Raw genomic sequence first — 23,793 nt, 5'->3', positions numbered from 1 at the left:
GAGATGCAAGCCTGGCTGCCTGAGATTTGGATCGCGCTTTTGGGCGTTGCCGTCGTGCTCTACGTCCTCATGGACGGCTTCGATCTTGGCATCGGCATCCTCTTCCCGCTGGCGCGCGACCGTGTGGAGCGCGATCAGATGATGAGCTCGGTGGCGCCTTTCTGGGACGGCAACGAGACCTGGCTGGTGCTCGGCGGCGGCGGGCTCTGGGTGGCCTTCCCGCAGGCCTACGCCATCATCATGCCGGCGCTCTACATCCCGGTCATCGTCATGCTCCTGGCGCTGATCTTGCGCGGCGTCTCCTTCGAGTTCCGCGTCGTCTCCGAAAATCGTTTCTGGGACTTCACCTTCTTCTTCGGCTCGCTGGTCGCCACCTTCGCCCAGGGGCTTGTCCTCGGCGGCCTCATCCAGGGCATTCGCGTTGAGGACGGCGCCTTCGCCGGCGGTCCCTTCGACTGGTTCGACGCCTTCACCGTCACCTGCGGCCTCGGTCTCATCGCCGGCTACGCCCTGCTCGGGGCGACCTGGATCGTCTTGAAGACGGAAGGCCCGGTGCGCGAGGGCATGCGCAAGCTCGCCGGCCCGCTTCTCGTCCTCGTCCTCGTCTTCATCGCCATCGTCAGCCTGTGGACGCCGGTGGCGGTGGGGCGCATCGCCGAGCGTTGGTTCGACTGGCCCAATGTCGCGCTCCTATGGCCGCTGCCGCTGTTGACGCTGCTGCTCGGCTTGCAGGTCTATCGCGGGATCGAGGAGGGTCGCAGCGTCCTGCCCTTCTTCGGCTCCATGGGCATCTTTCTTCTCTGCTTTCTCGGCCTCGCCATCTCCTCCTGGCCCTATATCGTGCCGCCGCCGGGGGAGGGGCCGGGCGGCGTGACGGTGGCGGAGGCTGCCGCCGCGCCGGAAACGCAGCTCTTTCTTCTCGTCGGGGCCTTGGCGCTGATCCCGGTCAATCTCGGCTATACGGCCTATAATTACTGGACTTTCCGCGGCAAGGTCCGCCCGGGCGACACCTATCACTGACAAGACCTATCATCGAGGAAAGGGAGCAGGGCATGGGCGACAGGCCCTTCATTCCGGTCGCGATCGCGGTGCTGACCGTCTCCGACACGCGAGATCTGGCCGATGACCGCTCCGGCGGGACGTTGCAGGCGCGCATCGAGGAAGCCGGACACCGCCTCGCCGGGCGCCGGATCGTGCGCGACGAGGTGGGCGAGATCCGCGCTGCGGTGAAGGCGTGGATCGAGGATGCGGCGGTCGATGTCGTCATCACCACCGGCGGCACCGGCTTCACCGGCCGCGACGTGACGCCGGAGGCGGTGGAGCCGTTGTTGGAAAAGCGCATGGAGGGCTTTTCCATGCTCTTCCATCGTCTTTCCTTCGACAAGATCGGCACCTCCACCATCCAGTCGCGGGCGACGGCGGGGGTGGCGGGCGCCACCTACATCTTCGTCCTGCCGGGCTCGCCCGGCGCCTGCCGCGATGCCTGGGACGGGATTTTGCGGCCGCAGCTCGACTACCGCACCATGCCCTGCAATTTCGTGGAGATCATGCCGCGGCTGGACGAGCATCTGCGCCGCAGCAAGAATTGAGGCGCTAGAGCCTTTCATGGCCAGGTGGAAGCGATTCTGTTTCTTGGTCGCCGCGGCGATCCGCAAGGAGGGGCTCGCGGCGCGATGCGAGGCATCGGGCAAGAGACCCGACAAAGCGGGCGCCCGGCGAGCGGAAACCCGGCGGGCCAGGCGCCTTGGCGCCAAATCCATCGGGTCTCGGCTCATCCGTAGCACCGCTACGGTCTCGCCGATCCCCAAGGGCCTTGTCGCCAATGCGCTCTGGCAGAACGCTCCCACCTGGCCATGAAAGGCTCTAAGCTCTCACGCTGGCGGCTCCATCCGCGCCGCGATCCGCCGCGCCGCCCGTCCGCGCGCCAGGGCTTCCAGGCATGAGGCGCCGCGCGCCGCCAGCACCGCCTCCTCGCGCCGGATGAGGAGGCCGCGCCTTAGCGCCCGCGGCCGGTCGAACATCGCGGAAAGTCGCTGAAGCCGCGAGCCTGCGGGGGTGAAGCGCGCCGCGCCGCCTTCCGATAGGGCGAGGAATTCGCGCACCTCGCCGATCCAGCCCTCCACGGGCCTGGCGCCGCCCTCCATCAGGAGCAGCCAGTCGCCGCGGGCCGTCTTGAGGGCCGCCTCCATCCGCGCGCAAGCGATAAATTCCGCGCCCGCCTCTTCGGCGACCGCCTGCATCTCCGCGCTCGGGCGATCGCCGACGACGAGCGCCTCGCGCACCATGCCTTCGATGGCCGCCGGGACGAGGGCGGCGAGGCTGCGCGCCAGGTGCTGCGCTTCCTCCGGTTGGGCGATGACGGCGCTGAGCATCGGGGCCTGTTAGCCGAAAGTCGCGCCAAGCCCAAGGCATAGCCGTCGTATCGGTCGCTGCGCCTAAGGCCGCTCGGCTTGCGTCGGCACTGTATGGGAATAAAGTCATATATGTTCTTGTCTTGTTCTCATTATCGCGCTATGTCACGTTGCATGTCTGAGCCGAGCCCCGACACCGCCCTTCAGCCCCGCACCCCGGGCGCCGCTCCCGCGCCAGCCCCGCGCCGGAGCCCCGTCTCCTCTCCAGCGTCTCGCGTCAGGGGGGAGGCGGCGTGGCGGGCGCTCGGCCGGGCAGACCTTTTCCCGCCCGCGGCGGGGCCGGGGATTCTGCCGCAGCGGCGGCGCGGCCGCGGCGCCGCCTCCAACGAGAGCGGGCGCTACGAGACGGAAAGGCGCGAGGCCTTCGACGACGGCTGGGAGAGCCTGGAGGAGCTGCCGCGCCTGAAGACCGAGGTCACCATCGAGCGGCCGAGGAAGATCATCACCCGCAACGCCTCGCCCGACATTTCCTTCGACCGCTCCATCAATCCCTATCGCGGCTGCGAGCATGGCTGCGCCTATTGCTTCGCCCGCCCGACCCACGCCTATATGGGGCTTTCGCCGGGCCTCGATTTCGAGACGCGGCTCTTCGCCAAGCCCGACGCGGCAAGGCTCCTGGAGAAGGAGCTGGCGGCGCCCGGCTATCAGGTGAAGACCATCGCCATCGGCACCAACACCGATCCCTACCAGCCGATAGAGCGGCATTACCGCATCATGCGGCAGGTCTTGGAGGTTTTGGCGGAGGCGAACCACCCCGTCGGCATCGTCACCAAATCGGCGCTCGTCCTGCGCGACCTCGATATTCTCGGTCCCATGGCCGAGAAGGGGCTCGCCAAGGTCGGCATCTCGCTGACGACGCTCGACCGCAAGCTCGCCCGCGCCATGGAGCCGCGCGCCAGCGCGCCGGAGAAGCGGCTGAAGGCGATCGCCGGCCTGGCGGAGGCCGGCGTGCCGGTGGCGGTGATGACGGCGCCGGTCGTGCCGGCCGTCAACGACGCCGAGATCGAAAAACTGCTGGAGGCTGGCTCTGCGGCCGGGGCGAGCTCGGCCGGCTATGTGCTGTTGCGCCTGCCGCTGGAGGTGGCGCCGCTCTTCACCGAATGGCTGCGGGAGAATTTCCCGGACCGGGCGGAGCATGTCCTGTCGGTGATGCGCGGCATGCGCGGCGGCAAGGATTACGATGCCGCCTGGGGCGAGCGTATGCGCGGCAGCGGTCCCTATGCCTGGCAGATCGGCCGACGCTTCGAGCTGGCCTGCCGGCGCCTCGGCCTCAATGTGCGCCGCGACACGCTGCGCACCGACCTTTTCACGCCGCCGGTGCCGGTGGGCGGGCAACTGAAGCTGCTGTAAGGGGGCGCCTTCGGGCAATCTCGGCGCAGTTTCGCTCCCCCGCACGGTGGGGTGGGAACGCCAGCCTCTGCGCCATGCGCGGCGTAAGGGTCATAGGCAGCCCCGCGCTTTGGCTTGCGCGGCAAGGCTCGGCGGCCTATCGCCGAGAGATGGCTGGCAGGACGGCGATTCGAACAAGCGCGGGCGCGGCAAAGCCCGCCGGGCCGCATTTCAAGGCCGAGCGCCGGTTGATGCGCGCCGGCTACAGGCGCATCGCCGGCCTCGACGAGGTGGGCCGCGGCCCGCTCGCCGGCCCGGTCGTCGCCGCCGCCGTGGTGCTCGATCCGAAAAACGTTCCTGCCGGCATCGACGATTGCAAGGCGCTGACCGCCCAGCGGCGCGAGGCGCTTTATGCCGAGCTGCTTCGCTCCGCCGATATCGCCGTCGCCTATTGCTCCACGGCGACGGTCGACCGCATCAACGTCCTGCGCGCTTCCCTGTTGGCGGCGGAGCGCGCGCTTGCCGCCCTGCCGAGCCCGGCCGACGCGGCGCTCATCGACGGGCGCGACCTGCCGGCGGGCCTTTGCGTGCCCTGCGAGGCGATTATCGGCGGCGACGCTTCCTCGCTCTCCATCGCCGCCGCCTCCATCGTCGCCAAGGTCTGCCGCGACCGCATGATGGCGGCCTGCGATGCCAGCTTTGCCGGCTACGGCCTTGCCTCCCACAAGGGATACGCCACGGCCGGCCACCGCGCCGCCCTCGTCAGCCTCGGGCCTTCGCGCCTGCACCGGCAGAGCTTTGCGCCGGTCGCCGCCTGCCTTGCGGCGAAGTAGCGCCCGGATAACGAGACCCCGCGACGAAAAAAGGCGGGCCGCGGCCCGCCTTCGTTCTTGCGAAACATCCTGCCGCGCCTTGGCGGCGTCTCAGTGGCGCTTCAGCCCCTCGATGGAGGCATCGACCAGCCGCGTTCCCGTCTCGCCCTGCGCCTGCTCGCCCAGAATGCTGGCGGAGGCGGCGACGGCGACATCGACGGCGCGGGCCTTCACCTCGCTGACGGCCTGCGCTTCGGCCTGCTGGATGCGCATCTCAACGCTCTTGGTGCGCCGCTCGATATACTCCTCAAGCCGCTGCTTGGCTTCCGCGGCATGGGCGGCTGCCTCGTGCTCGGCGAGCGAAACGATCTCGGCCGCCTCTTCCTCCGCCTCCTGGCGCTTGCGCTGATATTCGGCAAGCAGCGCCTGCGCTTCCTCGCGCAGCCGTCGCGCCTCGTCGAGCTCGTGGCGGATCTTCTCCGAGCGTTTGTCGAGCGCCGCGGTCAGCATCCCCGGCACCTTCAGATAGGCCATCAGCGCCAGGAAGGTGATGAGGCCGATGAAGACCCACAGCGTTGCCCAGTCGTTCGCGCTCATGCCTGCCTCCGCTCGCCGCCCGCCTGGGAGACGGCGCGGGCGATTTCGCCCTCGTTCGGGCTCTCGCCGGAGAGCGAGGAGACGATCGCCTGGGTGGTCTCCTTGGCGATGGCGTCGACCTCCGCGAGCGCCTTCTCCTTCACCTCGGTGATGCGCTCTTCAGCCTCTGCCAGCTTGCCCTCCAGATCGGCCTCGACCTTGGAGCGCTCCGCATCCGCCTCGGCCTTGGCCTTGTCGCGGGCCTCCTGGGCGATGCCGTGCGCTTTGGCGCGCGCCTCCGCCAGCGCCTGCTCGTAGGCGGCGACGGCTTCCTCGCTTTCCCGCTTCAGCTTCTCCGCCTCGGCGAGATCGTCGGCGATGCGGTCGTTGCGCTCTTCCAGGATGGTCGCCACGCGCGGTAGCGCCACCCGGCTGAGCAAGAGGTAGAGCAGGCCGAAGAAGACGGCGAGCCAGATGAGCTGCGACAGGAAGGTGGACGGGTCGAAGGGCGGGAAGACGCCGTGCGCGCCCTCCATCGCCTCGCCATGCTCGGCGGCGACGTCAGCCGCCGTTTCGGCGGCTGTCTGCGCTAGTGCCTTGGTCACCACGTGCTCTTCTCCTCAAAGCCGCTTGCGATGCGCACGGCAAAAACCGCCGGGCGCCACGCGGCCGTTCGGTGCTCAGACGGCAAAGATGAGCAGGAGCGCGATCAGGAGCGAGAAGATGCCGAGCGCTTCCGTCACGGCGAAGCCGAAGATGAGGCGGCCGAACTGGCCGTCCGCGGCCGCCGGGTTGCGCAGCGCGCCTTCCAGGTAGTGGCCGAACAGCGAGCCGAGGCCCACGCCCGCGCCGCCCATGCCGATGCAGGCAATGCCCGCGCCGATCAGCTTTGCAGCATCTGCTTCCATGATTCTTTCTCCATTCAAGCGTTGAGAGGGGTCGGCGCCGTCAGTGCGAAGGGTGCAGCGCGTCGTTGAGGTACATGCAGGTCAGGATGGCGAAGACATAGGCCTGCAGGAAGGAGACCAGGATTTCCAGTGCGGTGATCGCCACGACCATCAGGAAGGGCAGGACGGCGCCGGCCCAGCCGACGGCGCCGAACGCGCCGAGCGACAGGATGAAGCCGGCGAAGACCTTCAAGGTGATGTGGCCGGCCAGCATGTTGGCGAAAAGACGAATCGACAGGCTGACCGGGCGCGACAGGAAGGAGAGGAACTCGATCGCCACGATCATCGGCACCAGGGGGCCGGGCACGTCTTTGGGCACGAACAGCTTCATGAAGCCGAAGCCGTGCTTGGCGAAGCCGTAGCCGACGACGATGCTCATGACGAGCAGCGCCAGCGCGCCGGTGATGACGATATGCGCCGTCACCGTGAAGAAATACGGCACCATGCTGAGCAGGTTGGCGACGAGGATGAAGGAGAACAGCGCGAAGACGAAGGGAAAGAAGCGCATCCCTTCCGAGCCCGCCGCCTCGCGCAGCATGTTGGCGGTGAACTCGTAGAACATCTCCGTGACCGACTGCAGTCGGCCTGGAACCAGGCCGCGTCCGCGCGTCGTCATCAGCATGAAGCCGATGATCAGCGTCACGGTGATCGCCATGAACAGGGCGGAGTTGGTGAAGGCGAAGGTGGAGCCGCCGATCTGGCCGAACTCCACGAGGTTGGTCACCTGGAACTGATGGATCGGATCGACCCGATCCGCATTCGCTGCTGCGCTCGCCAAAGCCTGACCCTCGTTCTCCTCAGCCGTTTCCGGCCCCAGCCTCATTCGTGACGGGCAGGCCCGCCGTCCCTTGCCTTGCCCAGCCGCTCGTCCGGCTCGGCGACTTTGCCGGCGGCGCGCAGGACGTTGAGAACGCCCGCGGCGAAGCCGAGCAGCAGAAAGCCGATGAGGCCCCATGGAGAGGTGCCGGCGACCTCGTCGAGGCCCCACCCCAGGGCTACGCCGACCAGGACCCCGGCGACGAACTCGCTTGCGAGTCGCAGCGCCGCCGCATAGCCCGTCCCGCTGGAGGGCCGCGACGTCTCAGCCACTTCCCGTCCGCGCTTTCCTTCCTCCAGAGAGCGCGACAGCTCGGCCAAGCGTCGGGTCAGGTCGGCATCGGCTGAAGACCCGCCCCCGCCTTCTGTCTTCTTTTCCTCACGCTCCCTTTCGGGGCGGTCATCGGCCATGCCCTGGCTCCCTTGCACAGAAGCCGATATGCGGCGCCATCGGTGAAGACGGGGCGGGTTCAGGCCCCTGCGAAACCGGGCGCACCATAGTTTTGCCTCCACCCCAAGTCAAGGACGTCTCGCAGTGCACTAAGGCGCTGAGATTCATAGAAAAATAGCTTTCGGACGGGTTTCGTCAGAGGCTCGCGGCGCCGCCCTCAGCCGGCTTCGCGAAAACGCTCGGCCGTCTCCAGATCGACCGAGACGAGCTGCGAGACGCCGCGCTCGGCCATGGTGACGCCGAACAGCCGGTCCATGCGCGCCATGGTGATCGGGTTGTGCGTGACCACCAAAAAGCGCGTATCGGTCTTGGCGCGCATATCGTCGAGAAGGTTGCAGAAGCGCTCCACATTGGCGTCGTCGAGCGGCGCGTCCACCTCGTCGAGGACGCAGACGGGGGAGGGATTGGTGAGGAAGACGGCGAAGATCAGCGCCATCGCCGTCAGCGCCTGCTCGCCGCCGGACAGAAGCGTCATGATCTGCGGCTTCTTGCCGGGGGGGCGCGCCATCACCTCCAGCCCGGCCTCCAGCGGGTCGTCCGATTCGGTCAGCATCAGCTCCGCCGCGCCGCCGCCGAAGAGGGTTTGGAAAAGCTCGCGGAAATGCCGGTCGACCTCGGTGAAGGCCGCCAGAAGCCGTTCCCTGCCTTCGCGGTTGAGGCTGCCGACCGCCTGGCGCAGGCGGCGAATGGCGGCGATGAGGTCGTCGCGCTCCGCCGTCAGATTGACCAGCCGCGCCTCCACCTCGCGCGCTTCCTCCTCGGCGCGCAGATTGACCCCGCCGAGCCGTTCGCGCTCGCGCAACAGCTTCTCCTGGCGCTGCTCGGTGGCGGCGAGCTCGGGCAGGGCCGCGCCAGGCTTCAGCCCGGCCAACTCGCGCAATCCTTCGGGCCTGACGCCGAATTCGCTGGATATCTCGGCGACAAGATCGGCGCGCCGGGCGCGCATCGCGCCGGCCCGCTCCTCCTCGCGCGCCTTCGCCTCGCGTGCCGAAGAGAGGGCCTCCAGCGCCCTTCTTGCCGCCTCGGCCAGGTCGCGATGCGCCGTCTCGGCCTTGGCGAGGCTGTCCGCTTCCTCTTTGGCGCGTGTCTCCGCCTTGCCGATCTCGGCAAGAAGCGCGCGCTCGCTTGTGACGAAATCCTCCGGCTGGGCCGAAAGCTTGTCCATCTCTTCCGCAAGGCCGGCAAGGCGCGCCTCAAGCTCGCCGACGCGGCCAGCCGCCCGCTCGCCGCGCCCCTTCCAGGCGCCGCTCTCGCGCGCCAGTGCCGCCAGCCGGTCCTGGCGGGCGGCCGCCGCCTGGCGCAGGCTCTGCGCCGCCGCCCGGGCATCGGCCGCAAGGCGCCGTGCCTCCGCCACCTTTTCGCCGAGCGCCGCGACCTTTGCCTCCGCCTCTGCCTGAGCCGCGCTGGCGGCGAGCGCCTTCAAGGCTTCGGCAAGGCGCTCCCTTTGTGTCTTGCGCTCGCTCTCGTTGCGGGCGAGCGCGGCGGTAAGCGCGCTTTGCCGCTCCGCCTGGCGGGCGAGAGCGCGTTCCGCTTCCGTCAGCGCCGCCTGCGCCCGGTCGCGGCCGGCGCGCTTCTCCTTCAGCGCCGTGCGCGAGGCCCGCTCGGCCTCTTCGCCGGCGCTGCGCTTCTGGCTCGTCTGCTGCAGCGCCGCTTCCGTCTTGGCGGCCGTCTTCTCGGCCTTGTCGATGTCGCGCGCCAGGGCTTCCAGCCGGTTACGCTGCTCCAGCCGGGCGGCCGCCGGCGTCTTGGTGCCGCCCTTGATGATGAGCCCGTCCCAGCGCCAGAGCGCGCCGTTCTGGCTGACCAGCCTCTGGCCGACGGCGAGCTTGCCGGCCAGCGCCTCGCCCTTGTCGTCGTCGACCACGCCGATTTGGGCCAGCCGGGGCGCCAGGCAGGCGGCGCCGGTGACGACATCGGCGAGCGGCTTCACACCCGTCGGCAGCTTCGGCGCGCGGGCAATCTTGCCGCGCTCCTTCCAGGCGATCGGCGCTTCCGCGTCGGTGGAGGCGTCCAGATCCTCGCCGAGGGCGGCGGCGAGCGCCGCCTCAAAGCCCGGCTCGACCTTCACATTCTCCATGACCGGGGTGAAATCGCGCTCGCCGAGCGGCCGCAGCAGCTTCGACAGAGCCTCCGATTCGGCCTTGAGCCCGGTTAAAACGCGCTGCGCTTCGGCGCGCTTTTCGCGCGCCTGCGCCTCGCTGTCGCGCAGCTTGCCGGTTGCCGCTTCCTTCTTCTGTGCCTCCGCCTCGGCCCGCTTCAGTGCCGTTTCCGCCTGCTTCAGCGCCGCCTCGGCTTCGGCGAGCTTTTCCTGCGCGCCGGAACCGGCGCCAAGCGCTTCTGCCTCGCGGGCAAGCTTCGCAGCCTCGCTTTCAAGCCGCGCAAGGGCGCCTTCGGCTTCCTTGCGGCGCATCTCGTGCTGGCGCCGCTCGGCTGCGCGGGTCGCCAATTCGCCCTGCGCTTCGGACAGCGCTTGTTCCTCCGCGGCGAGTGCCTCGGCGGCGGCCTCCGCCTTCTTGGCCGCCTCCGCCTCGCGCTTGGCCGCGCCCGCTTTGTCCCGCTCCAGGGCTTTCGCCTCCGCGTCGAGGCGCTTTGCCGCCTCCTCGGCCTCGCGGCGGTGTTCCTCCTCGCGGGCGATATCGGCCTTGGTCTCCGCCTGGCGAGAGCCGAGCTCGGCGAGCCGCGCCTGGCGGCGTTCGGCCTCGCGCTTCAATTCTTCCGCTTTCAGGCGCAGATGCTGGACCGCGGCCCCGGCGCTGGCCGCGCGCTGGCGCAGAGCCGGCAGGCCAGAGCCGGCGACGGCCTCTTCCTTGGCGGCCTTGGCCTGTTCCTCGGCCGCCTTGGCGAGCGAGACGCTGGCCGCCGTCAGCGCCGCTTCGGCCTTGGTCAGCCGTTCCTCCGTTTCCGCGACGCGGATGAGGGCAAGCTGCGCCTCCGCCTTGCGGATGTCGAAGGAGAGGTTGCGATAGCGCACCGCCTGGCGCGCCTGGCGCTTCAGCGTTTCCAGCTGGCCGCCGATCTCGCCGATGACGTCTTCCAGCCGCTCCAGGTTCTGCTCCGCCGCCCTCAGCTTCAGCTCCGCCTCGTGGCGGCGCGAATGCAGGCCGGAAATGCCGGCCGCGTCCTCCAGGATGGAGCGCCGGTCCTTCGGCTTGGCGGCGATGAGCTCGCCGATCTGGCCCTGGCGCACCAGGGCGGAGGAGCGCGCCCCCGTCGCCGCGTCGGCGAACAGAAGCTGCACGTCGCGGGCGCGCACCTCGCGGCCGTTGATGCGGTAGAGCGAGCCGTGGTCGCGCTCGATGCGCCGGCTGATCTCAACTTCGCCGCTTTCCGTCAGTCCCTTGCCGGTGGCGCCGCGCGCCACGCCCGAAGGGTTTTCCACGATGGCGGCGAGCGAGACCTCGGCGGTGTTGCGGGCCGGCCGGTTGGCCGAGCCGGCGAAGATGACGTCCTCCATGCCGGAGCCGCGCATCGCCTTGTGCGAGGTCTCGCCCATGACGAAGCGCAGTGCTTCCACGAGGTTGGACTTGCCGCAGCCATTCGGCCCGACGATCGCCGAAAGTCCCGGCTCGATGGTCACATCGGTCTGGTCGACGAAGGATTTGAAACCGGCGAGCCGCAGCCGCGTGATCTTCATGCGCGGCCGCCCCCGCGCCGGTTGGCGGCAAGAATCGTCAAGTGCCGGAGCCTGCCCCGCAAGGCCTTCCGGTCAAAGGAACTTTTCGATTTCCTCTTTGATCTGGTCAAAGCTCAGCGCTCCGACATTCATCTCGCCCTCGATGAAGAAGGTCGGCGTGCCTTGCACGCCGAATTCGGAAGAGGCCCGATCCTTCGCCGTGTTCAATCCATCGAAGAGTGCCTGATTCTGCAAGCAGGCTTCAAAGCTTTCCTCAGAAAAGCCGACCTGCTTGGCCAGATCCAGGATAGCCGCGTAGCGGTCTTCGGCCAGACCCCATTGCCTCTGGCGCTCGAAGAAGAGGTCGATGATCTCGAAATAACGCCCCTCCGGCGCGCAGCGCGCGAGCATGGCGACGGCATAGGCGGAAGCGTCGATGGGAAATTCGCGGAAGACGAAGCGCACCTTGCCGGTGTCGATATACTGCTCCTTCAGCTCCGGATAGGTTTCCTTGTGGAAGGTGGCGCAATGCGAGCAGGACATGGAGGCGTATTCCACCACCGTCACCGGCGCGTCTTCGGCGCCGAGCACCCGGTCGCCGAGCGGACCCGGCTTCATCAACTCGTCCATGGAGACTTTGGTGTTGGACTGGGCGAGGGCGGCGGCACCGCCAAGGCCGGAAAAGGCGACGAGCGAGCCAAGGCCGAGAGCGGCGACGAATTGGCGACGGGTGAAAAAGGGCAAGGCATATCCTCCTGACGGCACGAAATGGATGCGGGCGGCGGTATGAACCGCGCGTGAACGCTCCTGGCTAGCGCCCAGCTTGGAGCGCCAGCTTTAGGACGAATGAATGTGGCGGCAAAGAGCCGGAAGGCCCGTGCGCGCCTCACGAGCGCGAGAGCACCGCCCGGCCGAGTTGGCGCAGGGATTCCCGCAAAGGGCCTTCCACGCCGGCAAGCCGCGCCTCCAGGCGTCTTTCGGCTTCCTTGTCCGGCTGGCGCGACATTTTCTCGGCCGGCGTGGGAAAAGGGTGCTGCACGAGCTTGATGGCGCCGACGGCGCGAAAGCCGAGAAAGGCGTTCAGCCGGTCGCGCACGCCCTCGAGCTCGTAGGAGAGGGGGAGCGCGACCGACGGGTCGACATGAAGCACGAGCGTCGCCGCCCGGCCCTCGCCGGAGCGCGGCCAGGAGATGCGCTGCGGCGCCGTCAGCCCGGCATAGCGCGGCCCGACGATATCGGGCCACCAGGCAATCAGCTCGGCGCGGGCGAGGCCGCGCTTGCGCATCAAGGGGTCGAGCGTGCCGCCGACGAGCTCGCCGATGGGTTTGGCGCGGCTCTTTCTGATGGCCTTGGTCACGGCTTGCCGGATGAGCTCGCGTCAAGGCCCCGGCGCGGCGCGGCGTGGCGGCGGGCGGTGGAAAACCTGGCGGTCGGCGCTTGCAATCGGCGTCCCCTTTGGAACGATGCGAGGATGTTTCAGTCTAGTGGAGCCGAGGGCGGGCCGAAAGGTCCGGCCGCTGGGGAAAACGGGGAGGGGGCCGGCGCGGCGTCGGCGCTGCTTGCCTGGTACGACCGCCATGCCCGCATCCTGCCCTGGCGCGTCGGGCCGGCGGCGCGGCGCGGCGGCGAAAGGCCCGATCCCTATCGTATCTGGCTGTCGGAGGTGATGCTGCAGCAGACGGGGGTGAAGGCCGTCGCGCCCTATTTCGCCGATTTCACCGCCCGCTGGCCGAATTTCGAGAGCCTTGCGGCCGCGCCGGAGGAGGAGGTGATGGCCGCCTGGGCGGGCCTTGGCTATTACCGCAGGGCGCGCAATCTCATCGCCTGCGCCCGCAAGGTCGTTGCCGAGCATGGCGGCCGTCTGCCGAACAATTCCAAGTCGCTGGCGGCGCTGCCGGGCATCGGCCCCTATACCTCGGCGGCGATCGCCGCCATCGCCTTCGATGAGCCCGTCGCCGCCGTCGACGGCAATGTGGAGCGGGTGGTGAGCCGGCTCTTTGCGCTGGCAACGCCGATGCCGGCCGGCAAGAAGGAGGTGGGGGCGGCGCTGGCGCCGCTGGTGCCGCGCCGGCGACCGGGCGAGTTCACCGAGGCGCTGATGGATCTCGGCGCCACCATCTGCACGCCGAAGCGCCCGGCCTGCGCCCTTTGTCCGCTAAACGGGCTCTGCCGCGCGAGGGCACGCGGCGATCCTGAGGCCTATCCGCTCAAGGCGCCCAAGCGCGCCCGCGCCGGCAGGCACGCCGCCGCCTTCGTGGCGCTGCGGGGGGAGGAAATCCTCCTCGCCCGCCGCCCGCCGGAAGGGCTCCTCGGCGGCATGACGGAGGTGCCCAATTCTGAGTGGCGCGCCGCGCCGGCGAAAAAGATGCCGAAGCCGCCGCTTGCCGCGCCCTGGCGGAGGCTGGAGGCGAAGGTCACCCACATCTTCACCCATATCGAGCTCGAAGTGACGGTCTATGCGGCAACGGTGCCTGCCGGCACTGCGGCGCCGCAGGGTTTCTGGTGGCAGGATCTTGCCGGCCTCAGAGCCGCCGGCCTGCCGAGCGTGATGCTGAAAATCGTCGAGGCGGCCCTGCCCGGCGCGAGCCGTGGCGCGCGCCTTGCCGCACCTGCCGCCGCGCGAGGGTCGCTGTCATAGTTTTGCCGTCTCCTCTCGGCTATGGCGCCGCATGCTTCAGAAGAACCTTGCGGCGCCGCCTTTGCGCCACGTCGTCTTCGATATCGGCCGCGTGCTCCTGCATTACGACCCGAACCTTGCCTATGCCGATCTCATCGCGGACGCGGCCGAGCGGCGCTTCTTCCTCACCGAGGTCTGCTCGGCCGGCTGGAACGCGGAGCAGGACAGGGGCCGCCTTTGGGCCGATGCGGAGGCGGAGGCGATCGCCCGTCATCCGGACAAGGCCGACCTCATCCGCGCCTTCCGTCGCCGCTGGTCGATGATGGTCCCCTATGCCTACGAGGACAGCCTGGCGCTCTTTCGCGCCGTCATCGCCGGCGGCAGCGACGTGACGCTCTTGACCAATTTCGCTTCCGACACTTTCGCCGAGGCGCGGTCGCGCTTTGCGTTTCTTGACGAGGCGCGCGGCGTCACCGTCTCCGCCGCGCTCGGCATCATCAAGCCCGATGAGAAAATCTATCGCCGCCACGCCGAAATCTTCGGGCTGGAGCCGGCCGCCACCCTCTTCATCGACGACAGCGCGGCGAATGTGGAGGGCGCCCGCCGGGTCGGCTGGCGGGCGGTGCATTTTACCGGCGCCGAGAAGCTCCGCGCCGACCTTGAGGAGGCCGGCGTGCCGCTCGCCTGAGCGCCGGCTTCGCTCCAGACACCGCCGCTGCATGTCTTGCCGTTCTCTTGTTCTGAGAGCGGAACGGCATGGATGCCAAGGCGGGGCCTTGGCATGACGACAATCTCCGGGCCCGACGCCTGCCTCCGCCATATCAGACTCGCCCCCCTGTTGTCGTCATGGCCGGCTAGCCCCCGCGTCGTCCCTATGGCCGGACTCGCTCACCCCTGTTGTCGCCATGCCGCCCCGCTCCCCCGTGTTGTCGTCATGGCCGGGCTTGACCCGGCCATCCATTCCAGGGCGCCCGAGCCGAGGTATCGAGCCGACATAGGCAAGCACCCCGCCCGACGCTCCAGAACCCTCTCCCCGCCGGGAGACCTACCCGCTGCCAGGCTCACGCCGCCTGTGCGCTGCGCACCTGCTCGCGCAGGGAATCGATGGGCTTCAGCCCGTCACCTGCCCGCAGATGCCAGAAGACCCAGCCATTGCAGGCTTCCTGCCCCTGCACCAGGGCGCCGACGCGGTGGATGGAGCCTTCGTGGCGGGTCCCGCCGGCCTCGCACAGAAGCGAGCCGTCGGCGCGCACCAGGGCCGAAAGCCGGCCTTTCGGGTCGTAAAGGCGCGTGCCGGCCTTCAAAAGCCCGCTCTCCAGGAGCGAGCCGAAGGGAATGCGCGGCTGGGCGCGCTTGCCGGCGACGACCTTGAGCGCCGGCGCCTCGGCGGGCTCGGCCGCGGCGATGCGGGCCTTGGCGGCCTCGATATAGGCGCTCTCGCGCTCCACGCCGATGAAGTGGCGGCCGAGCTTCTTGGCCACGGCGCCCGTCGTGCCGGTGCCGAAGAAGGGGTCGAGCACGACGTCGCCCGGCTTGCTGGTGGCCAGAAGCACCCGGTAGAGCAGCGCCTCCGGCTTCTGCGTGGCGTGCACCTTGCGCCCGTTCGCATCCTTCAGCCGTTCCTCGCCGGTGCAGATCGGCAGGCTCCAATCGGAGCGCATCTGCAAGTCGTCGTTGAAGGCTTTGAGGGCGTCGTAATTGAAGGTGTAGCGCTTGGCCTTGGCCGAAGGCACCGCCCAGATCAGCGTCTCGTGCGCGTTGGCGAAGCGCCGGCCGCGGAAATTGGGCATCGGGTTGACCTTGCGCCAGATGACGTCGTTGAGCACCCAGAAGCCGAGGTCCTGCAAGATCGCGCCGAGCCGGAAGATGTTGTGATAGGAGCCGATCACCCAGATGCCGCCCTCCGGCTTCAACACGCGGCGGCAGGCCATCAGCCAGGCGCGGGTGAAGGCGTCATAGGCGGCGAAATCGTCGAACTGGTCCCATGCGTCGTCCACCGCGTCGACCTTCGACTGGTCGGGACGGTGGAGCGCGTTCTGCAGCTGCAGATTATAGGGCGGGTCGGCGAAGATGAGGTCGACGCTCTTCGGCGGTATCTTTTCCAGCGCCGCGACGCAATCGCCCTTGATGATGGTGTCGAGCGGCAGGCTCGGCGTCTCGCTCGCGGATGCGGCCAGGCGCCGGGTGGAGGAAGTACGCATCAACAAATCTCTCCCGTTCCGGTCTGGGCAACGCTCGCAGAACAGGGTGAACGGCGCGTTGACAAACACGGTTAAGCCGGTGTGAAGACGCTTGCCGTGGAGCGCCATCGCGCCCTTAAACTTGTCGGCCGGGGCTGCTATAGAGCCGCGCGCCTTTTCCTCAGCCCATGGGTTTGCCGTGCGTCCTTTCTCTTTCGCTTCCCTCTCCCGCGCCCTCGTCCCGGCGATGGCTCTTTCCCTTGCCGCCTGCACCGGGCTGGGGGGCCTTGGCGGGGGCTCCGGTGGCGGCGGCGGCGCGCAGCTGACGGGCGAGGGCGATGTGGATCTTCGCCGCTATATCGGCCCCGATTACTGCCCGGAGCTGCGCGTCAAGGGCGACACGCAGACCATTCGCCGCTTCGCCCGCGGCCAGCAGGAGACGGCCGAGAACGTCGTCTGGCAGGCCGGGCTCGGCGATACCGCCCGCGAATGCCTTTACGATACGGCCGGCAATCTGACGTTGCGCATCGGCGTTGCCGGGCGCGTTCTGGCGGGGCCGAAGGGCGGGCCGACGAATGTCGAGGTGCCGGTGCGCATCGTCGTCGTCAAGAACGAGGAGGCGGTGCTGGCCTCCGAGCTGCGGCGCGTCCCGGTCACCGTCGGGCCGGAGCTTTCGGCCGTCTTTTCAGAGGTTTACGAGCTGACGGTGCCGTCGCCGGGCGACGATCGCGACTATCTCATCTATGTCGGTTTCGACGAGGAGGCCCGCTGAGGGCGGCGCCCTGGTCAAGATTGTCGCAGCTATTTCCACCGGCTGCGTTGACTCTGCGGCCGCGATGAAGATGATGGCGCCCGCGGGTCGAGTCGCGGCCCGCAAGTGGATGACACGCCACGCGGGAGAGTTCCGCTTTCGGCCTTGCGGCCTTGAGCGGACGCCGAAGGAGCAACCGCCCCGGAAACTCTCAGGCGCCAAGGACCGCGCGGCGAGCGACGCTCTGGAAAGCAGCACCGGCCTTAAGGCTGGAGGCTCACCGAAGGAGTAACCGGCCCAAGCGTTGCCTGGGTTGGGAATCTCTCAGGTCCTGCGACAGAGGGGGCGCAAGCGGGTAGATGCCCGCCTGCGGTTCCATGTCTGATGCAGGAGACCCCGTGGCGGATCCGAGCGAGCTGAAGCATACCCCTCTTTTCGACCTCCATCGGGAGCTTGGCGGCCGCATGGTGCCCTTCGCGGGCTACGCCATGCCCGTTCAGTTCGAGGGCATCATCGCCGAGCATGGCTGGACGCGCGAGAAGGCGGGTCTCTTCGACGTTTCCCATATGGGCCAGCGCTTTCTCCTCGGCCCCGACCACGAGACGGCGGCCAAGGCGCTGGAAGCCGTCACCCCCGGCAATCTTTGCGGGCTGAAGCCCGGCCGCCAGCGCTATACGCTGCTCCTTCTCGACAATGGTGGCATCGTCGACGACTTCATGGTGGCGCGCTCGCCGGATCCCGACGACGAGGGCAGCCTCTTCCTCGTCTTCAACGCCGCCCGCAAGGATATCGACGACGCCTATCTCGCCGAGCGCCTGCCTGAGGGCGTCACGCTCGCCGCGGCAGAGGACCGGGCGCTCCTCGCCCTGCAGGGGCCGGCGGCGCACGAGGTGATGGCGCGCCACTGCCCGCAGGCGGCCGAGCTCTCCTTCATGGGTGTGCGGAGCGCCGCCTTCGCCCTGCCGCAAGGCGCGGTCGATATCCATGTCTCGCGCTCCGGCTATACCGGCGAGGACGGTTTTGAGATTTCCGTTCCCGCCGAGCGGGCCGAGGCCGTTGCCCGCGCGCTGCTGGCGGAGGAGGCTGTGAGGCCGGTCGGCCTCGGGGCGCGCGATTCGCTTCGCCTGGAAGCCGGGCTGCCGCTCTACGGCCACGACATCGACGAGACGACCTCGCCGGTTGAGGCCGGGCTCGCCTTCGCCGTCGCCAAGGCGCGGCGCGAGAGCGCCGATTTTCCGGGCGCTGAGCGCATCCTCGCCGAGCTGGCGGAGGGTCCTTCCCGCCAGCGCGTTGGTCTGAGGCCCGCCGGCCGCGCCCCGGTACGCGAGGGCGCGCAGATTCTCGGCGAGAGCGACGCGCTCATCGGCGCCGTCACCTCCGGCAGCTTCGCCCCCACCGTCGGCGCCCCCATCGCCATGGGCTATGTCGACCGCGCCTATGCCGAGCCCGGCACGAAGGTCCAGCTTGCCGGCCGGCGCGGCAGCGAGCCCGCCGAGATCGTCGCCATGCCTTTCGTCCCCCACCGATATCGCCGCTCCGGCGGCAAGCAATCAGGAGCCGCATGAAATGACCACCCGCTACACCAAGGACCATGAATGGGTGCGCCTTGACGGAGACACCGCCACGATCGGCATTTCCGCCTATGCGGCGGGCGAGCTTGGCGACGTCGTCTTCGTGGAGCTGCCGGAGGCCGGCAAGGCGCTGGAGAAGGGCGCCGAGGCCGCGGTGGTGGAATCGGTCAAGGCGGCGAGCGAGGTCTACGCGCCCGTCTCCGGCGAGGTGACGGAGATTAATGCCGCATTGGAAGAGGCTCCGCAGACGGTCAATGAGGCCCCGGAGGGCGATGGCTGGTTCTTCCGCCTGAAGCTCTCCGACAAGAGCCAACTCGACGGCCTCATGGATGAGGCCGCCTACAAGACCTTCTGCGAAGGATTATGAGTAGCTATTTCGCCAAGATTGTCTGGTCCGGCGAGGCGGAGGACGTGCGCGCCAACCGCCACAGCCGCGCGCATGAATGGCGCCTCGATGCCGGCCTCGTCGTGCCGGCCTCGCCCGGCCCGGCCGTGCTGGCGCCGGAGCTCATCCGCGAGGACGCGGTCGATCCGGAGGAGGGGCTCGTCGCCTCCGTCTCCAGCTGCCACATGCTGTTCTTTCTCGATCTCATCCGCCTGCGGGGTTTCACCCCCATCCATTACGAGGACGAGGCGGAGGGCGAGCTCGGCGAGGTGGCGCCGCGGCGCAAGGCCGTCGTCAAGATCACGCTGCGCCCTAAGGTCACCTTCGACGGCGAGGCGCCCGACCAGGCGATGCTGGAGAAGATCCACAACAAGGCCCACGACCTCTGCTTCATCGCCAATTCGTTGAAGTCGGAAGTCGTGGTCGATTTCCGTCAATAGGGCGCGGGCCTTCACCCCGACGACCCGAAAGGAGCCACATGCGCTATCTGCCCCATACCGCCGAGGACCGTGCCGACATGCTGCGCGCCATCGGCGCCGCCCATATCGACGAGCTCTTCCGCGACGTGCCGGAGGACAAGCTGCTCAAGGCCCTGCCGGAGCTGCCGGGACACAAGAGCGAGCTCGATGTCGGCAGGCAGATGCGCGCATTGGCGGCCAAGAACCGCGCCGCCGGGGAGGGCCCGTTCTTCCTCGGCGCCGGCGCCTACCACCACCATGTGCCGGCGAGCGTCGACCATATCATCCAGCGCTCGGAGTTCTTGACCTCCTACACGCCCTATCAGCCGGAGATCAGCCAGGGCACGCTGCAGACCCTGTTTGAGTTCCAGACGCAGGTCTGCGAGCTGACCGGCATGGAGGTGGCCAACGCCTCCATGTATGACGGCTCCACCGCGACGGGCGAGGCCGTCTTGATGGCCTGCCGCCTGACCAGGCGCGAAAAGGCCGTGCTCTCCGGCGGGCTGCATCCGCAATACCGCGAGGTGGTGGAAACGCTCGCCCTGATGGAGGACGACGAATGCCTCTGCCTGCCGCCCGATCCCCGCGGCACGGAGGACATCCTCGCCGATATCGACGATGAGACGGCCTGCGTCGTGGTGCAGTCGCCCTCCTTCTACGGCCAGCTTATCGACCTGAAGCCGATCGCCGAGCGCTGCCGTCAGAAGGGCGCGCTGCTCGTTGCCGTCTTCACCGAGGCGGTGGCGCTCGGCCTCATCGAGCCGCCGGGGGCCGCGGGCGCCGATATCGTCGTCGGCGAGGGGCAGTCGCTCGGCAACGCGCTCAATTTCGGCGGCCCTTATGTCGGCCTTTTCGCCACCCGCCAGAAATTCATCCGCCAGATGCCGGGAAGGCTCTGCGGCCAGACCCACGACAAGGACGGCAAGCGCGGCTTCGTGCTGACGCTGAACACCCGCGAGCAGCATATCCGCCGCGACAAGGCGACCTCCAACATCTGCACCAATTCCGGCCTCTGCGCGCTCGCCTTCACCGCCCATATGACGCTCTTGGGGGCCAAGGGCCTGACGGCGCTGGCGCGCGCCAACCACGCCAAGGCCTGCCGGCTCGCCGACCTCCTCGCCGCCGTGCCGGGCGTTGAGGTGCTGAACGAGGCCTTCTTCAACGAATTCACTATCCGCCTGCCGGGCGATGCCGCCGAAATCGCCGAGAAGCTGGCGGGCGAGGGCATCCTCGCCGGCCTGCCGGTATCGCGGCTGGAGCCGGGTTGCGGGCTCGACGACCTGCTTCTCGTTTGCGCCACGGAGACGGCGAGCGAGGAGGACATGGAAAGCTTTGCTGATGCGCTGAGGAGGGCGCTGGCATGACGAACGACCTGCCCCATCCGATCGCCGCGCTGAAGCCGAAGCGCGAGACCTTCACCGGCAACCGGGCGCTCGATATCGAGGAGCCGCTTCTGTTCGAGATCGGCCGCGCGGAGATTTCCGGCGTCGATATGGAGGAGCCGGAGGATTTCCGGCCGCGCCTCGGCGGGCATGAGCGCAAGGCGGAGCTGAACTTGCCGGCGCTTTCGGAGCCGGAGGCGATGCGCCATTACGTGCGCCTGTCGCAGAAGAATTACGCCATCGACATGGGCATCTACCCGCTCGGCTCGTGCACGATGAAGCACAATCCGCGCCTGAACGAAGCGATGGCGCGCCTGCCGGGCTTTGCCGACATCCATCCGCTGCAGCCCGTCTCCACCGTGCAGGGGGCGCTGGAGCTCATCCACGAATGCGGCCGCTATCTGTGCACGCTGACCGGCATGCATTCCGTCGCCATGAGCCCCAAGGCGGGCGCCCATGGCGAGCTTTGCGGCATGATGTCGATCAAGGCGGCGCTGAAGGCGCGCGGCGAGGATAGGCGCGTCGTGCTGGTGCCGGAATCGGCGCATGGCACCAATCCGGCCACCGCGGCGCTTCTCGGCTTCAAGGTCGTGGCGGTGCCGGCGCGCGAGGACGGCACGGTCGCCGCCGAGGCGGTGCGCGAGGTGATGGCGGCGCATGAAGGCGAGGTCGCCGCCATCATGCTGACCAACCCCAATACCTGCGGCCTGTTTGAGACCGATATCGTGGAGATCGCCGAGGCGGTGCACGAGGCCGGCGGCTATTTCTACTGCGACGGGGCGAATTTCAACGCCATCCTCGGCAAGGTGCGGCCCGGCGATCTCGGTGTCGACGCCATGCACATCAACCTGCACAAGACCTTCTCCACGCCGCATGGCGGCGGCGGGCCGGGTGCGGGGCCGACGGTCCTGTCGGAGGCCCTGGCGCCCTACGCGCCGCTGCCGCTGATCGAGAAGACGGAGGCGGGCTACCGCCTGGTGGAGACGGATGAGGCGGCCTCCGACGATCCCTTCGGCCGCATGACCGCCTTCCACGGCCAGATGGGCATGTTCGTGCGCGCCTTCGCCTGGATGCTCTCCCATGGCGCCGACGGCATGCGCCAGGCGGCCGAGGACGCGGTCCTCAACGCCAATTACGTGCGTGCCCGGCTCGCCGACGTCATGACGCTGCCCTATCCCGATCATCCCTCCATGCATGAGGTGCTCTTCGACGAGCATTTCCTGGAAGGGACCGGCGTGGCGACGCTCGACTTCGCCAAGGCGATGATCGACGAGGGCTTCCATCCGATGACGGTGTATTTCCCGCTCGTCGTCCACGGCGCCATGCTGATTGAGCCGACCGAATCGGAAAGCCGCGCCTCGCTCGACCTCTTCGTGGCGGCCTTGCGCGATCTCGTCTTCGCCGCCAAGCGCGGCGACAAGGAGCGCTTCACCGAGGCGCCGCGCTTTGCCCCCCGTCGGCGCCTCGACGAGACGGGTGCGGCGCGCAAGCCGGTTCTGCGCTGGACGGCGCCCGGGCCTGAAGAGCAGGCCGAGGCGGCGGAATAGCCTCAGGCGCCTGAAAGCTTCAGGCAAACAGCGGCGTCAGCCCGCGGCGGATGAGGTCGAGGGCCAGCACCGAGACGAGAAGCCGGAAGGCGAGGCGGAAATCCGCCTCGCGCATGCGCGAAAGCCCGTGGCTGCCGGCGAGCGTGCCGAGAAAGCCGACCGCCAGAAGCCCGGCGAGCAGCGGCACCCAGGCGGCGAAGGCGAAGCCGAGCGCGGAAAAGGCGATCACCTTGAAAAGGTGCTGAAAGGTCATCATCGCCGCATGCGTGCCGATGACCTCGCGCCGGTCGCCGAGCGCGGGCGCCACGAAGGCGGCGACGAAGGGGCCGGTGGCGCCCAGAAACATGGTCAGGAAGCTGGTCACGACGCCGATGAGGGCGAAGACGAGCCGCTGCACGCGTAGCTTCAGGACCGGTATCTTCCCCCACAGCATCGCCAGGATGAACACGCCGAGCACGCTCTTCAGGAAAGCTTCCGGCAGGGCGACGACGAAGCGCGCGCCGACGAGCGCGCCGACAAGCGCCCCGAGGAGAAAGGGCCAGACCATCTGCCAGCGAACCATGCGCCGCTGCACGAAGGTGCGGCTGAGGCAGGAGCCGAGCTGAACCACGCCATGGATCGGTATGACGGCTGCGACGGGAAGCACCAGCGCCAAAACGGCGAGCATGGTAATACCGCCGCCCAGCCCGAAAGCGGCCGTCAGCGCGGAGGAAAAGAAGCTCGCGGCGAGGATGAGGAGCGCCGCGGGCAGGCCGAGATCCGCCGGCAGCCAGAAGAGGAAATCCATGGCCATGAGGTCATGCGCCGAAGCCGGCGCCCGATCAATCGCGCCGATGGTCGTCCTGGTGCACGGGCGCAATTCGGTGCATGCACCGCCACGAACGCTTCAAACCCGTCCGTTAGACCCTAGCTGCCCACCTCCTGTTCCGTCCGCCGCCTCTTCGCAGCCTTTGAGGATTTCATGACCGCCTTCGTCACCCTCACCGTCAACCCGACCATCGACGACAGCAGCGAGGCGGAGCTGGTGCGCCCCCTGCACAAGATCCGCACCAGGCAAAGCCACATTGATCCCGGCGGTGGCGGCGTCAACGTCGCCCGCGTTCTGCAGCGCCTCGGCGGCGAGGTGGAAGCCATCGTCTGTTCCGGCGGGGCGACCGGCCTCGTCCTCGGCGAGCTTCTGGAGCGCGAAGGCGTCCGCCGCCAGGAGGTCCGCATCGCCGGCATGACGCGCATGGCGCACACGGTCTTTGAGCGCGCCAGCGGTCAGGAATACCGCTTCGTGCCGGAAGGCCCGATGCTTTCGCAAGCCGAACAGGACGCCTGCCTTGAGCGGGTTGCGGCGGCCGAATGCGACTATTTCGTCGCCTCCGGCAGCCTGTCGCCCGGCGTGCCGGAGGATTTCTATGCCCGCATCGCACGGATGGTGACGCAAAAGGGCGCCCGCTTCGTCCTCGACAGTTCCGGCCCGCATTTGAAGCGCGCGCTCAAAGCGGGGCATGTCGCCCTCGCCAAGCCGAGCCTTGGCGAGCTGGCCGGCGTCGTCGGGCGCGAGCTGCACGGGCCGCGGGCCGCCATGCAGGCGGCGCAGGAGATCGTCGGCGCGGGCGGGGTCGAGATGCTGGCCGTGACGCTCGGGCGCAGCGGGGCGCTGCTGGTGAGCCGGGAGGAGGCGCATTTCTGCCGCCCGCCGGAGGTCAAGACGCTCTCCGCCACCGGGGCGGGCGACAGCTTCCTGGCGGCGATGGTCCTGCGCCTGTGGCAGGGCGAGGCGCCCGTCGATGCGCTGCGCTATGCGACCGCGGCCGGCGCGGCGACGGCCCTCACCCCCGGCACGGCGCTCTGCTACCTTGAGGATGTCGAGCGGCTGTTTGAGGAAGTCGCCGAGCGCGACGGCGACCTCGCCGAATAGAATTGGCGTAATTTTTTCGTAAAATTTGCCTTGGCTTT

24 protein-coding genes and 1 riboswitch are annotated in these 23,793 nt (G+C 68.6%); of the genes, 13 read left to right on the top strand and 11 right to left on the bottom strand.

Annotation, left to right across the window (positions count from 1 at the left end; all coding sequences use genetic code 11):
• The first annotated feature begins 3 nt into the window (after positions 1–3).
• A complete protein-coding gene (cydB, locus tag Q331_RS0116075; RefSeq protein ID WP_026381515.1) occupies positions 4–1,020 on the top strand; it encodes a cytochrome d ubiquinol oxidase subunit II in 1,017 nt (338 codons plus the stop codon).
• A gap of 32 nt (positions 1,021–1,052) precedes the next feature.
• Positions 1,053–1,589, top strand: a complete 537-nt coding sequence (gene moaB, locus Q331_RS0116070) for a molybdenum cofactor biosynthesis protein B (protein ID WP_026381514.1) — start codon at positions 1,053–1,055, stop codon at positions 1,587–1,589.
• Between the two features lie 282 nt (positions 1,590–1,871).
• Here moaB and Q331_RS0116065 read toward each other — a convergent pair whose 3' ends face one another.
• A complete protein-coding gene (locus tag Q331_RS0116065) occupies positions 1,872–2,372 on the bottom strand; it encodes a glycosyltransferase family protein (protein WP_026381513.1) in 501 nt (166 codons plus the stop codon).
• Between the two features lie 153 nt (positions 2,373–2,525).
• On the opposite strand from Q331_RS0116065, the gene Q331_RS22140 reads away from it, so the two are divergent.
• Together Q331_RS22140 and Q331_RS0116055 are read left to right on the top strand one after the other, a co-directional pair.
• Positions 2,526–3,761, top strand: coding sequence for a PA0069 family radical SAM protein (locus Q331_RS22140; RefSeq protein ID WP_084175107.1), 1,236 nt, complete (start codon positions 2,526–2,528; stop codon positions 3,759–3,761).
• A 230-nt stretch (positions 3,762–3,991) separates the two neighbouring features.
• The gene (locus tag Q331_RS0116055; RefSeq protein WP_245615702.1) at positions 3,992–4,573 is read left to right on the top strand and encodes a ribonuclease HII; all 582 of its coding nucleotides are present in this window, start codon (positions 3,992–3,994) and stop codon (positions 4,571–4,573) included.
• 90 nt (positions 4,574–4,663) lie between these two features.
• Here Q331_RS0116055 and Q331_RS0116050 read toward each other — a convergent pair whose 3' ends face one another.
• From Q331_RS0116050 to Q331_RS0116015, 8 genes are all read right to left on the bottom strand, one after another.
• Complete coding sequence (locus tag Q331_RS0116050) at positions 4,664–5,149, bottom strand: F0F1 ATP synthase subunit B family protein (RefSeq protein WP_026381511.1); 486 nt, start codon at positions 5,147–5,149, stop codon at positions 4,664–4,666.
• The gene (locus Q331_RS0116045) at positions 5,146–5,733 is read right to left on the bottom strand and encodes a F0F1 ATP synthase subunit B (protein ID WP_245615700.1); all 588 of its coding nucleotides are present in this window, start codon (positions 5,731–5,733) and stop codon (positions 5,146–5,148) included. Before Q331_RS0116045 ends, Q331_RS0116050 begins: the two co-directional genes overlap by 4 nt.
• A gap of 75 nt (positions 5,734–5,808) precedes the next feature.
• A complete protein-coding gene (locus Q331_RS0116040) occupies positions 5,809–6,036 on the bottom strand; it encodes a F0F1 ATP synthase subunit C (protein WP_026381509.1) in 228 nt (75 codons plus the stop codon).
• 40 nt (positions 6,037–6,076) lie between these two features.
• Complete coding sequence (locus tag Q331_RS0116035) at positions 6,077–6,898, bottom strand: F0F1 ATP synthase subunit A (protein ID WP_084175106.1); 822 nt, start codon at positions 6,896–6,898, stop codon at positions 6,077–6,079.
• Positions 6,895–7,302, bottom strand: coding sequence for an AtpZ/AtpI family protein (locus Q331_RS0116030; protein WP_026381507.1), 408 nt, complete (start codon positions 7,300–7,302; stop codon positions 6,895–6,897). Before Q331_RS0116030 ends, Q331_RS0116035 begins: the two co-directional genes overlap by 4 nt.
• A gap of 197 nt (positions 7,303–7,499) precedes the next feature.
• Positions 7,500–10,976, bottom strand: a complete 3,477-nt coding sequence (gene smc, locus Q331_RS0116025) for a chromosome segregation protein SMC (protein ID WP_026381506.1) — start codon at positions 10,974–10,976, stop codon at positions 7,500–7,502.
• Between the two features lie 72 nt (positions 10,977–11,048).
• On the bottom strand, positions 11,049–11,699 hold the full coding sequence (locus tag Q331_RS0116020; protein ID WP_026381505.1) for a DsbA family protein: 651 nt from the start codon (positions 11,697–11,699) through the stop codon (positions 11,049–11,051).
• A gap of 142 nt (positions 11,700–11,841) precedes the next feature.
• Complete coding sequence (locus Q331_RS0116015; protein ID WP_084175105.1) at positions 11,842–12,312, bottom strand: DUF721 domain-containing protein; 471 nt, start codon at positions 12,310–12,312, stop codon at positions 11,842–11,844.
• Between the two features lie 114 nt (positions 12,313–12,426).
• On the opposite strand from Q331_RS0116015, the gene mutY reads away from it, so the two are divergent.
• Both mutY and Q331_RS0116005 read left to right on the top strand, forming a co-directional pair.
• A complete protein-coding gene (gene mutY / locus Q331_RS22135) occupies positions 12,427–13,593 on the top strand; it encodes an A/G-specific adenine glycosylase (RefSeq protein WP_084175104.1) in 1,167 nt (388 codons plus the stop codon).
• A gap of 31 nt (positions 13,594–13,624) precedes the next feature.
• Entirely contained in the window at positions 13,625–14,260 is a 636-nt protein-coding gene (locus tag Q331_RS0116005) for an HAD family hydrolase (RefSeq protein WP_026381503.1), read from the top strand.
• A gap of 373 nt (positions 14,261–14,633) precedes the next feature.
• On the opposite strand, the gene Q331_RS0116000 is transcribed toward Q331_RS0116005, so the two are convergent.
• Positions 14,634–15,773, bottom strand: a complete 1,140-nt coding sequence (locus Q331_RS0116000) for a site-specific DNA-methyltransferase (RefSeq protein ID WP_034492685.1) — start codon at positions 15,771–15,773, stop codon at positions 14,634–14,636.
• A gap of 226 nt (positions 15,774–15,999) precedes the next feature.
• Here Q331_RS0116000 and Q331_RS23215 point away from each other — a divergent pair, with 226 nt between their 5' ends.
• The 6 genes from Q331_RS23215 to gcvPB all read left to right on the top strand — a co-directional run bounded on the left by Q331_RS23215 (position 16,000) and on the right by gcvPB (position 21,846).
• On the top strand, positions 16,000–16,524 hold the full coding sequence (locus Q331_RS23215) for a hypothetical protein (RefSeq protein ID WP_051631260.1): 525 nt from the start codon (positions 16,000–16,002) through the stop codon (positions 16,522–16,524).
• Between the two features lie 112 nt (positions 16,525–16,636).
• Positions 16,637–16,741, top strand: a riboswitch (glycine riboswitch).
• A 139-nt stretch (positions 16,742–16,880) separates the two neighbouring features.
• Positions 16,881–18,068, top strand: coding sequence for a glycine cleavage system aminomethyltransferase GcvT (gcvT, locus tag Q331_RS0115985; RefSeq protein ID WP_026381500.1), 1,188 nt, complete (start codon positions 16,881–16,883; stop codon positions 18,066–18,068).
• A gap of 1 nt (position 18,069) precedes the next feature.
• On the top strand, positions 18,070–18,441 hold the full coding sequence (gcvH, locus tag Q331_RS0115980) for a glycine cleavage system protein GcvH (protein ID WP_026381499.1): 372 nt from the start codon (positions 18,070–18,072) through the stop codon (positions 18,439–18,441).
• Positions 18,438–18,899 carry an OsmC family protein gene (locus Q331_RS0115975; RefSeq protein WP_026381498.1) on the top strand — a complete coding sequence of 154 codons (462 nt, stop codon included), beginning with the start codon at positions 18,438–18,440 and terminating at the stop codon, positions 18,897–18,899. The genes gcvH and Q331_RS0115975 overlap by 4 nt, the downstream gene beginning before the upstream one ends.
• A gap of 38 nt (positions 18,900–18,937) precedes the next feature.
• Positions 18,938–20,281, top strand: a complete 1,344-nt coding sequence (gene gcvPA, locus Q331_RS0115970; RefSeq protein ID WP_026381497.1) for an aminomethyl-transferring glycine dehydrogenase subunit GcvPA — start codon at positions 18,938–18,940, stop codon at positions 20,279–20,281.
• Positions 20,278–21,846 carry an aminomethyl-transferring glycine dehydrogenase subunit GcvPB gene (gene gcvPB, locus Q331_RS0115965; RefSeq protein WP_051631259.1) on the top strand — a complete coding sequence of 523 codons (1,569 nt, stop codon included), beginning with the start codon at positions 20,278–20,280 and terminating at the stop codon, positions 21,844–21,846. The genes gcvPA and gcvPB overlap by 4 nt, the downstream gene beginning before the upstream one ends.
• Before the next feature lie 19 nt (positions 21,847–21,865).
• Here gcvPB and Q331_RS0115960 read toward each other — a convergent pair whose 3' ends face one another.
• Positions 21,866–22,639 (bottom strand): sulfite exporter TauE/SafE family protein, encoded by a 774-nt coding sequence (locus Q331_RS0115960; protein ID WP_026381495.1) that lies wholly within the window; start codon positions 22,637–22,639, stop codon positions 21,866–21,868.
• Positions 22,640–22,807: 168 nt separating this feature from the next.
• Between Q331_RS0115960 and Q331_RS0115955 the strand changes: the two genes are divergently transcribed.
• Complete coding sequence (locus Q331_RS0115955; RefSeq protein ID WP_026381494.1) at positions 22,808–23,755, top strand: 1-phosphofructokinase family hexose kinase; 948 nt, start codon at positions 22,808–22,810, stop codon at positions 23,753–23,755.
• Positions 23,756–23,793: the final 38 nt, after the last annotated feature.

The organism is Afifella pfennigii DSM 17143 (assembly GCF_000688515.1).
In the GTDB taxonomy this organism is placed as follows: Bacteria; Pseudomonadota; Alphaproteobacteria; order Rhizobiales; family Afifellaceae; genus Afifella; species Afifella pfennigii.
This window is presented reverse-complemented; position numbering and strand designations above follow the sequence as displayed.

Excerpts from the sequence above, each read along its gene's own strand:
- cydB (WP_026381515.1), top strand. The coding sequence starts at position 4 with ATGCAAGCCTGGCTGCCTGAGATTTGGATCGCGCTTTTGGGCGTTGCC.
- moaB (WP_026381514.1), top strand. The coding sequence starts at position 1,053 with ATGGGCGACAGGCCCTTCATTCCGGTCGCGATCGCGGTGCTGACCGTC.
- Q331_RS0116065 (WP_026381513.1), bottom strand. The coding sequence starts at position 2,372 with ATGCTCAGCGCCGTCATCGCCCAACCGGAGGAAGCGCAGCACCTGGCG.
- Q331_RS22140 (WP_084175107.1), top strand. The coding sequence starts at position 2,526 with ATGTCTGAGCCGAGCCCCGACACCGCCCTTCAGCCCCGCACCCCGGGC.
- Q331_RS0116055 (WP_245615702.1), top strand. The coding sequence starts at position 3,992 with ATGCGCGCCGGCTACAGGCGCATCGCCGGCCTCGACGAGGTGGGCCGC.
- Q331_RS0116050 (WP_026381511.1), bottom strand. The coding sequence starts at position 5,149 with ATGAGCGCGAACGACTGGGCAACGCTGTGGGTCTTCATCGGCCTCATC.
- Q331_RS0116040 (WP_026381509.1), bottom strand. The coding sequence starts at position 6,036 with ATGGAAGCAGATGCTGCAAAGCTGATCGGCGCGGGCATTGCCTGCATC.
- Q331_RS0116035 (WP_084175106.1), bottom strand. The coding sequence starts at position 6,898 with ATGAGGCTGGGGCCGGAAACGGCTGAGGAGAACGAGGGTCAGGCTTTG.
- Q331_RS0116030 (WP_026381507.1), bottom strand. The coding sequence starts at position 7,302 with ATGGCCGATGACCGCCCCGAAAGGGAGCGTGAGGAAAAGAAGACAGAA.
- smc (WP_026381506.1), bottom strand. The coding sequence starts at position 10,976 with ATGAAGATCACGCGGCTGCGGCTCGCCGGTTTCAAATCCTTCGTCGAC.
- mutY (WP_084175104.1), top strand. The coding sequence starts at position 12,427 with ATGTTTCAGTCTAGTGGAGCCGAGGGCGGGCCGAAAGGTCCGGCCGCT.
- Q331_RS0116005 (WP_026381503.1), top strand. The coding sequence starts at position 13,625 with ATGCTTCAGAAGAACCTTGCGGCGCCGCCTTTGCGCCACGTCGTCTTC.
- Q331_RS0116000 (WP_034492685.1), bottom strand. The coding sequence starts at position 15,773 with ATGCGTACTTCCTCCACCCGGCGCCTGGCCGCATCCGCGAGCGAGACG.
- Q331_RS23215 (WP_051631260.1), top strand. The coding sequence starts at position 16,000 with ATGGCTCTTTCCCTTGCCGCCTGCACCGGGCTGGGGGGCCTTGGCGGG.
- gcvT (WP_026381500.1), top strand. The coding sequence starts at position 16,881 with ATGTCTGATGCAGGAGACCCCGTGGCGGATCCGAGCGAGCTGAAGCAT.
- gcvH (WP_026381499.1), top strand. The coding sequence starts at position 18,070 with ATGACCACCCGCTACACCAAGGACCATGAATGGGTGCGCCTTGACGGA.
- Q331_RS0115975 (WP_026381498.1), top strand. The coding sequence starts at position 18,438 with ATGAGTAGCTATTTCGCCAAGATTGTCTGGTCCGGCGAGGCGGAGGAC.
- gcvPA (WP_026381497.1), top strand. The coding sequence starts at position 18,938 with ATGCGCTATCTGCCCCATACCGCCGAGGACCGTGCCGACATGCTGCGC.
- gcvPB (WP_051631259.1), top strand. The coding sequence starts at position 20,278 with ATGACGAACGACCTGCCCCATCCGATCGCCGCGCTGAAGCCGAAGCGC.
- Q331_RS0115960 (WP_026381495.1), bottom strand. The coding sequence starts at position 22,639 with ATGGCCATGGATTTCCTCTTCTGGCTGCCGGCGGATCTCGGCCTGCCC.
- Q331_RS0115955 (WP_026381494.1), top strand. The coding sequence starts at position 22,808 with ATGACCGCCTTCGTCACCCTCACCGTCAACCCGACCATCGACGACAGC.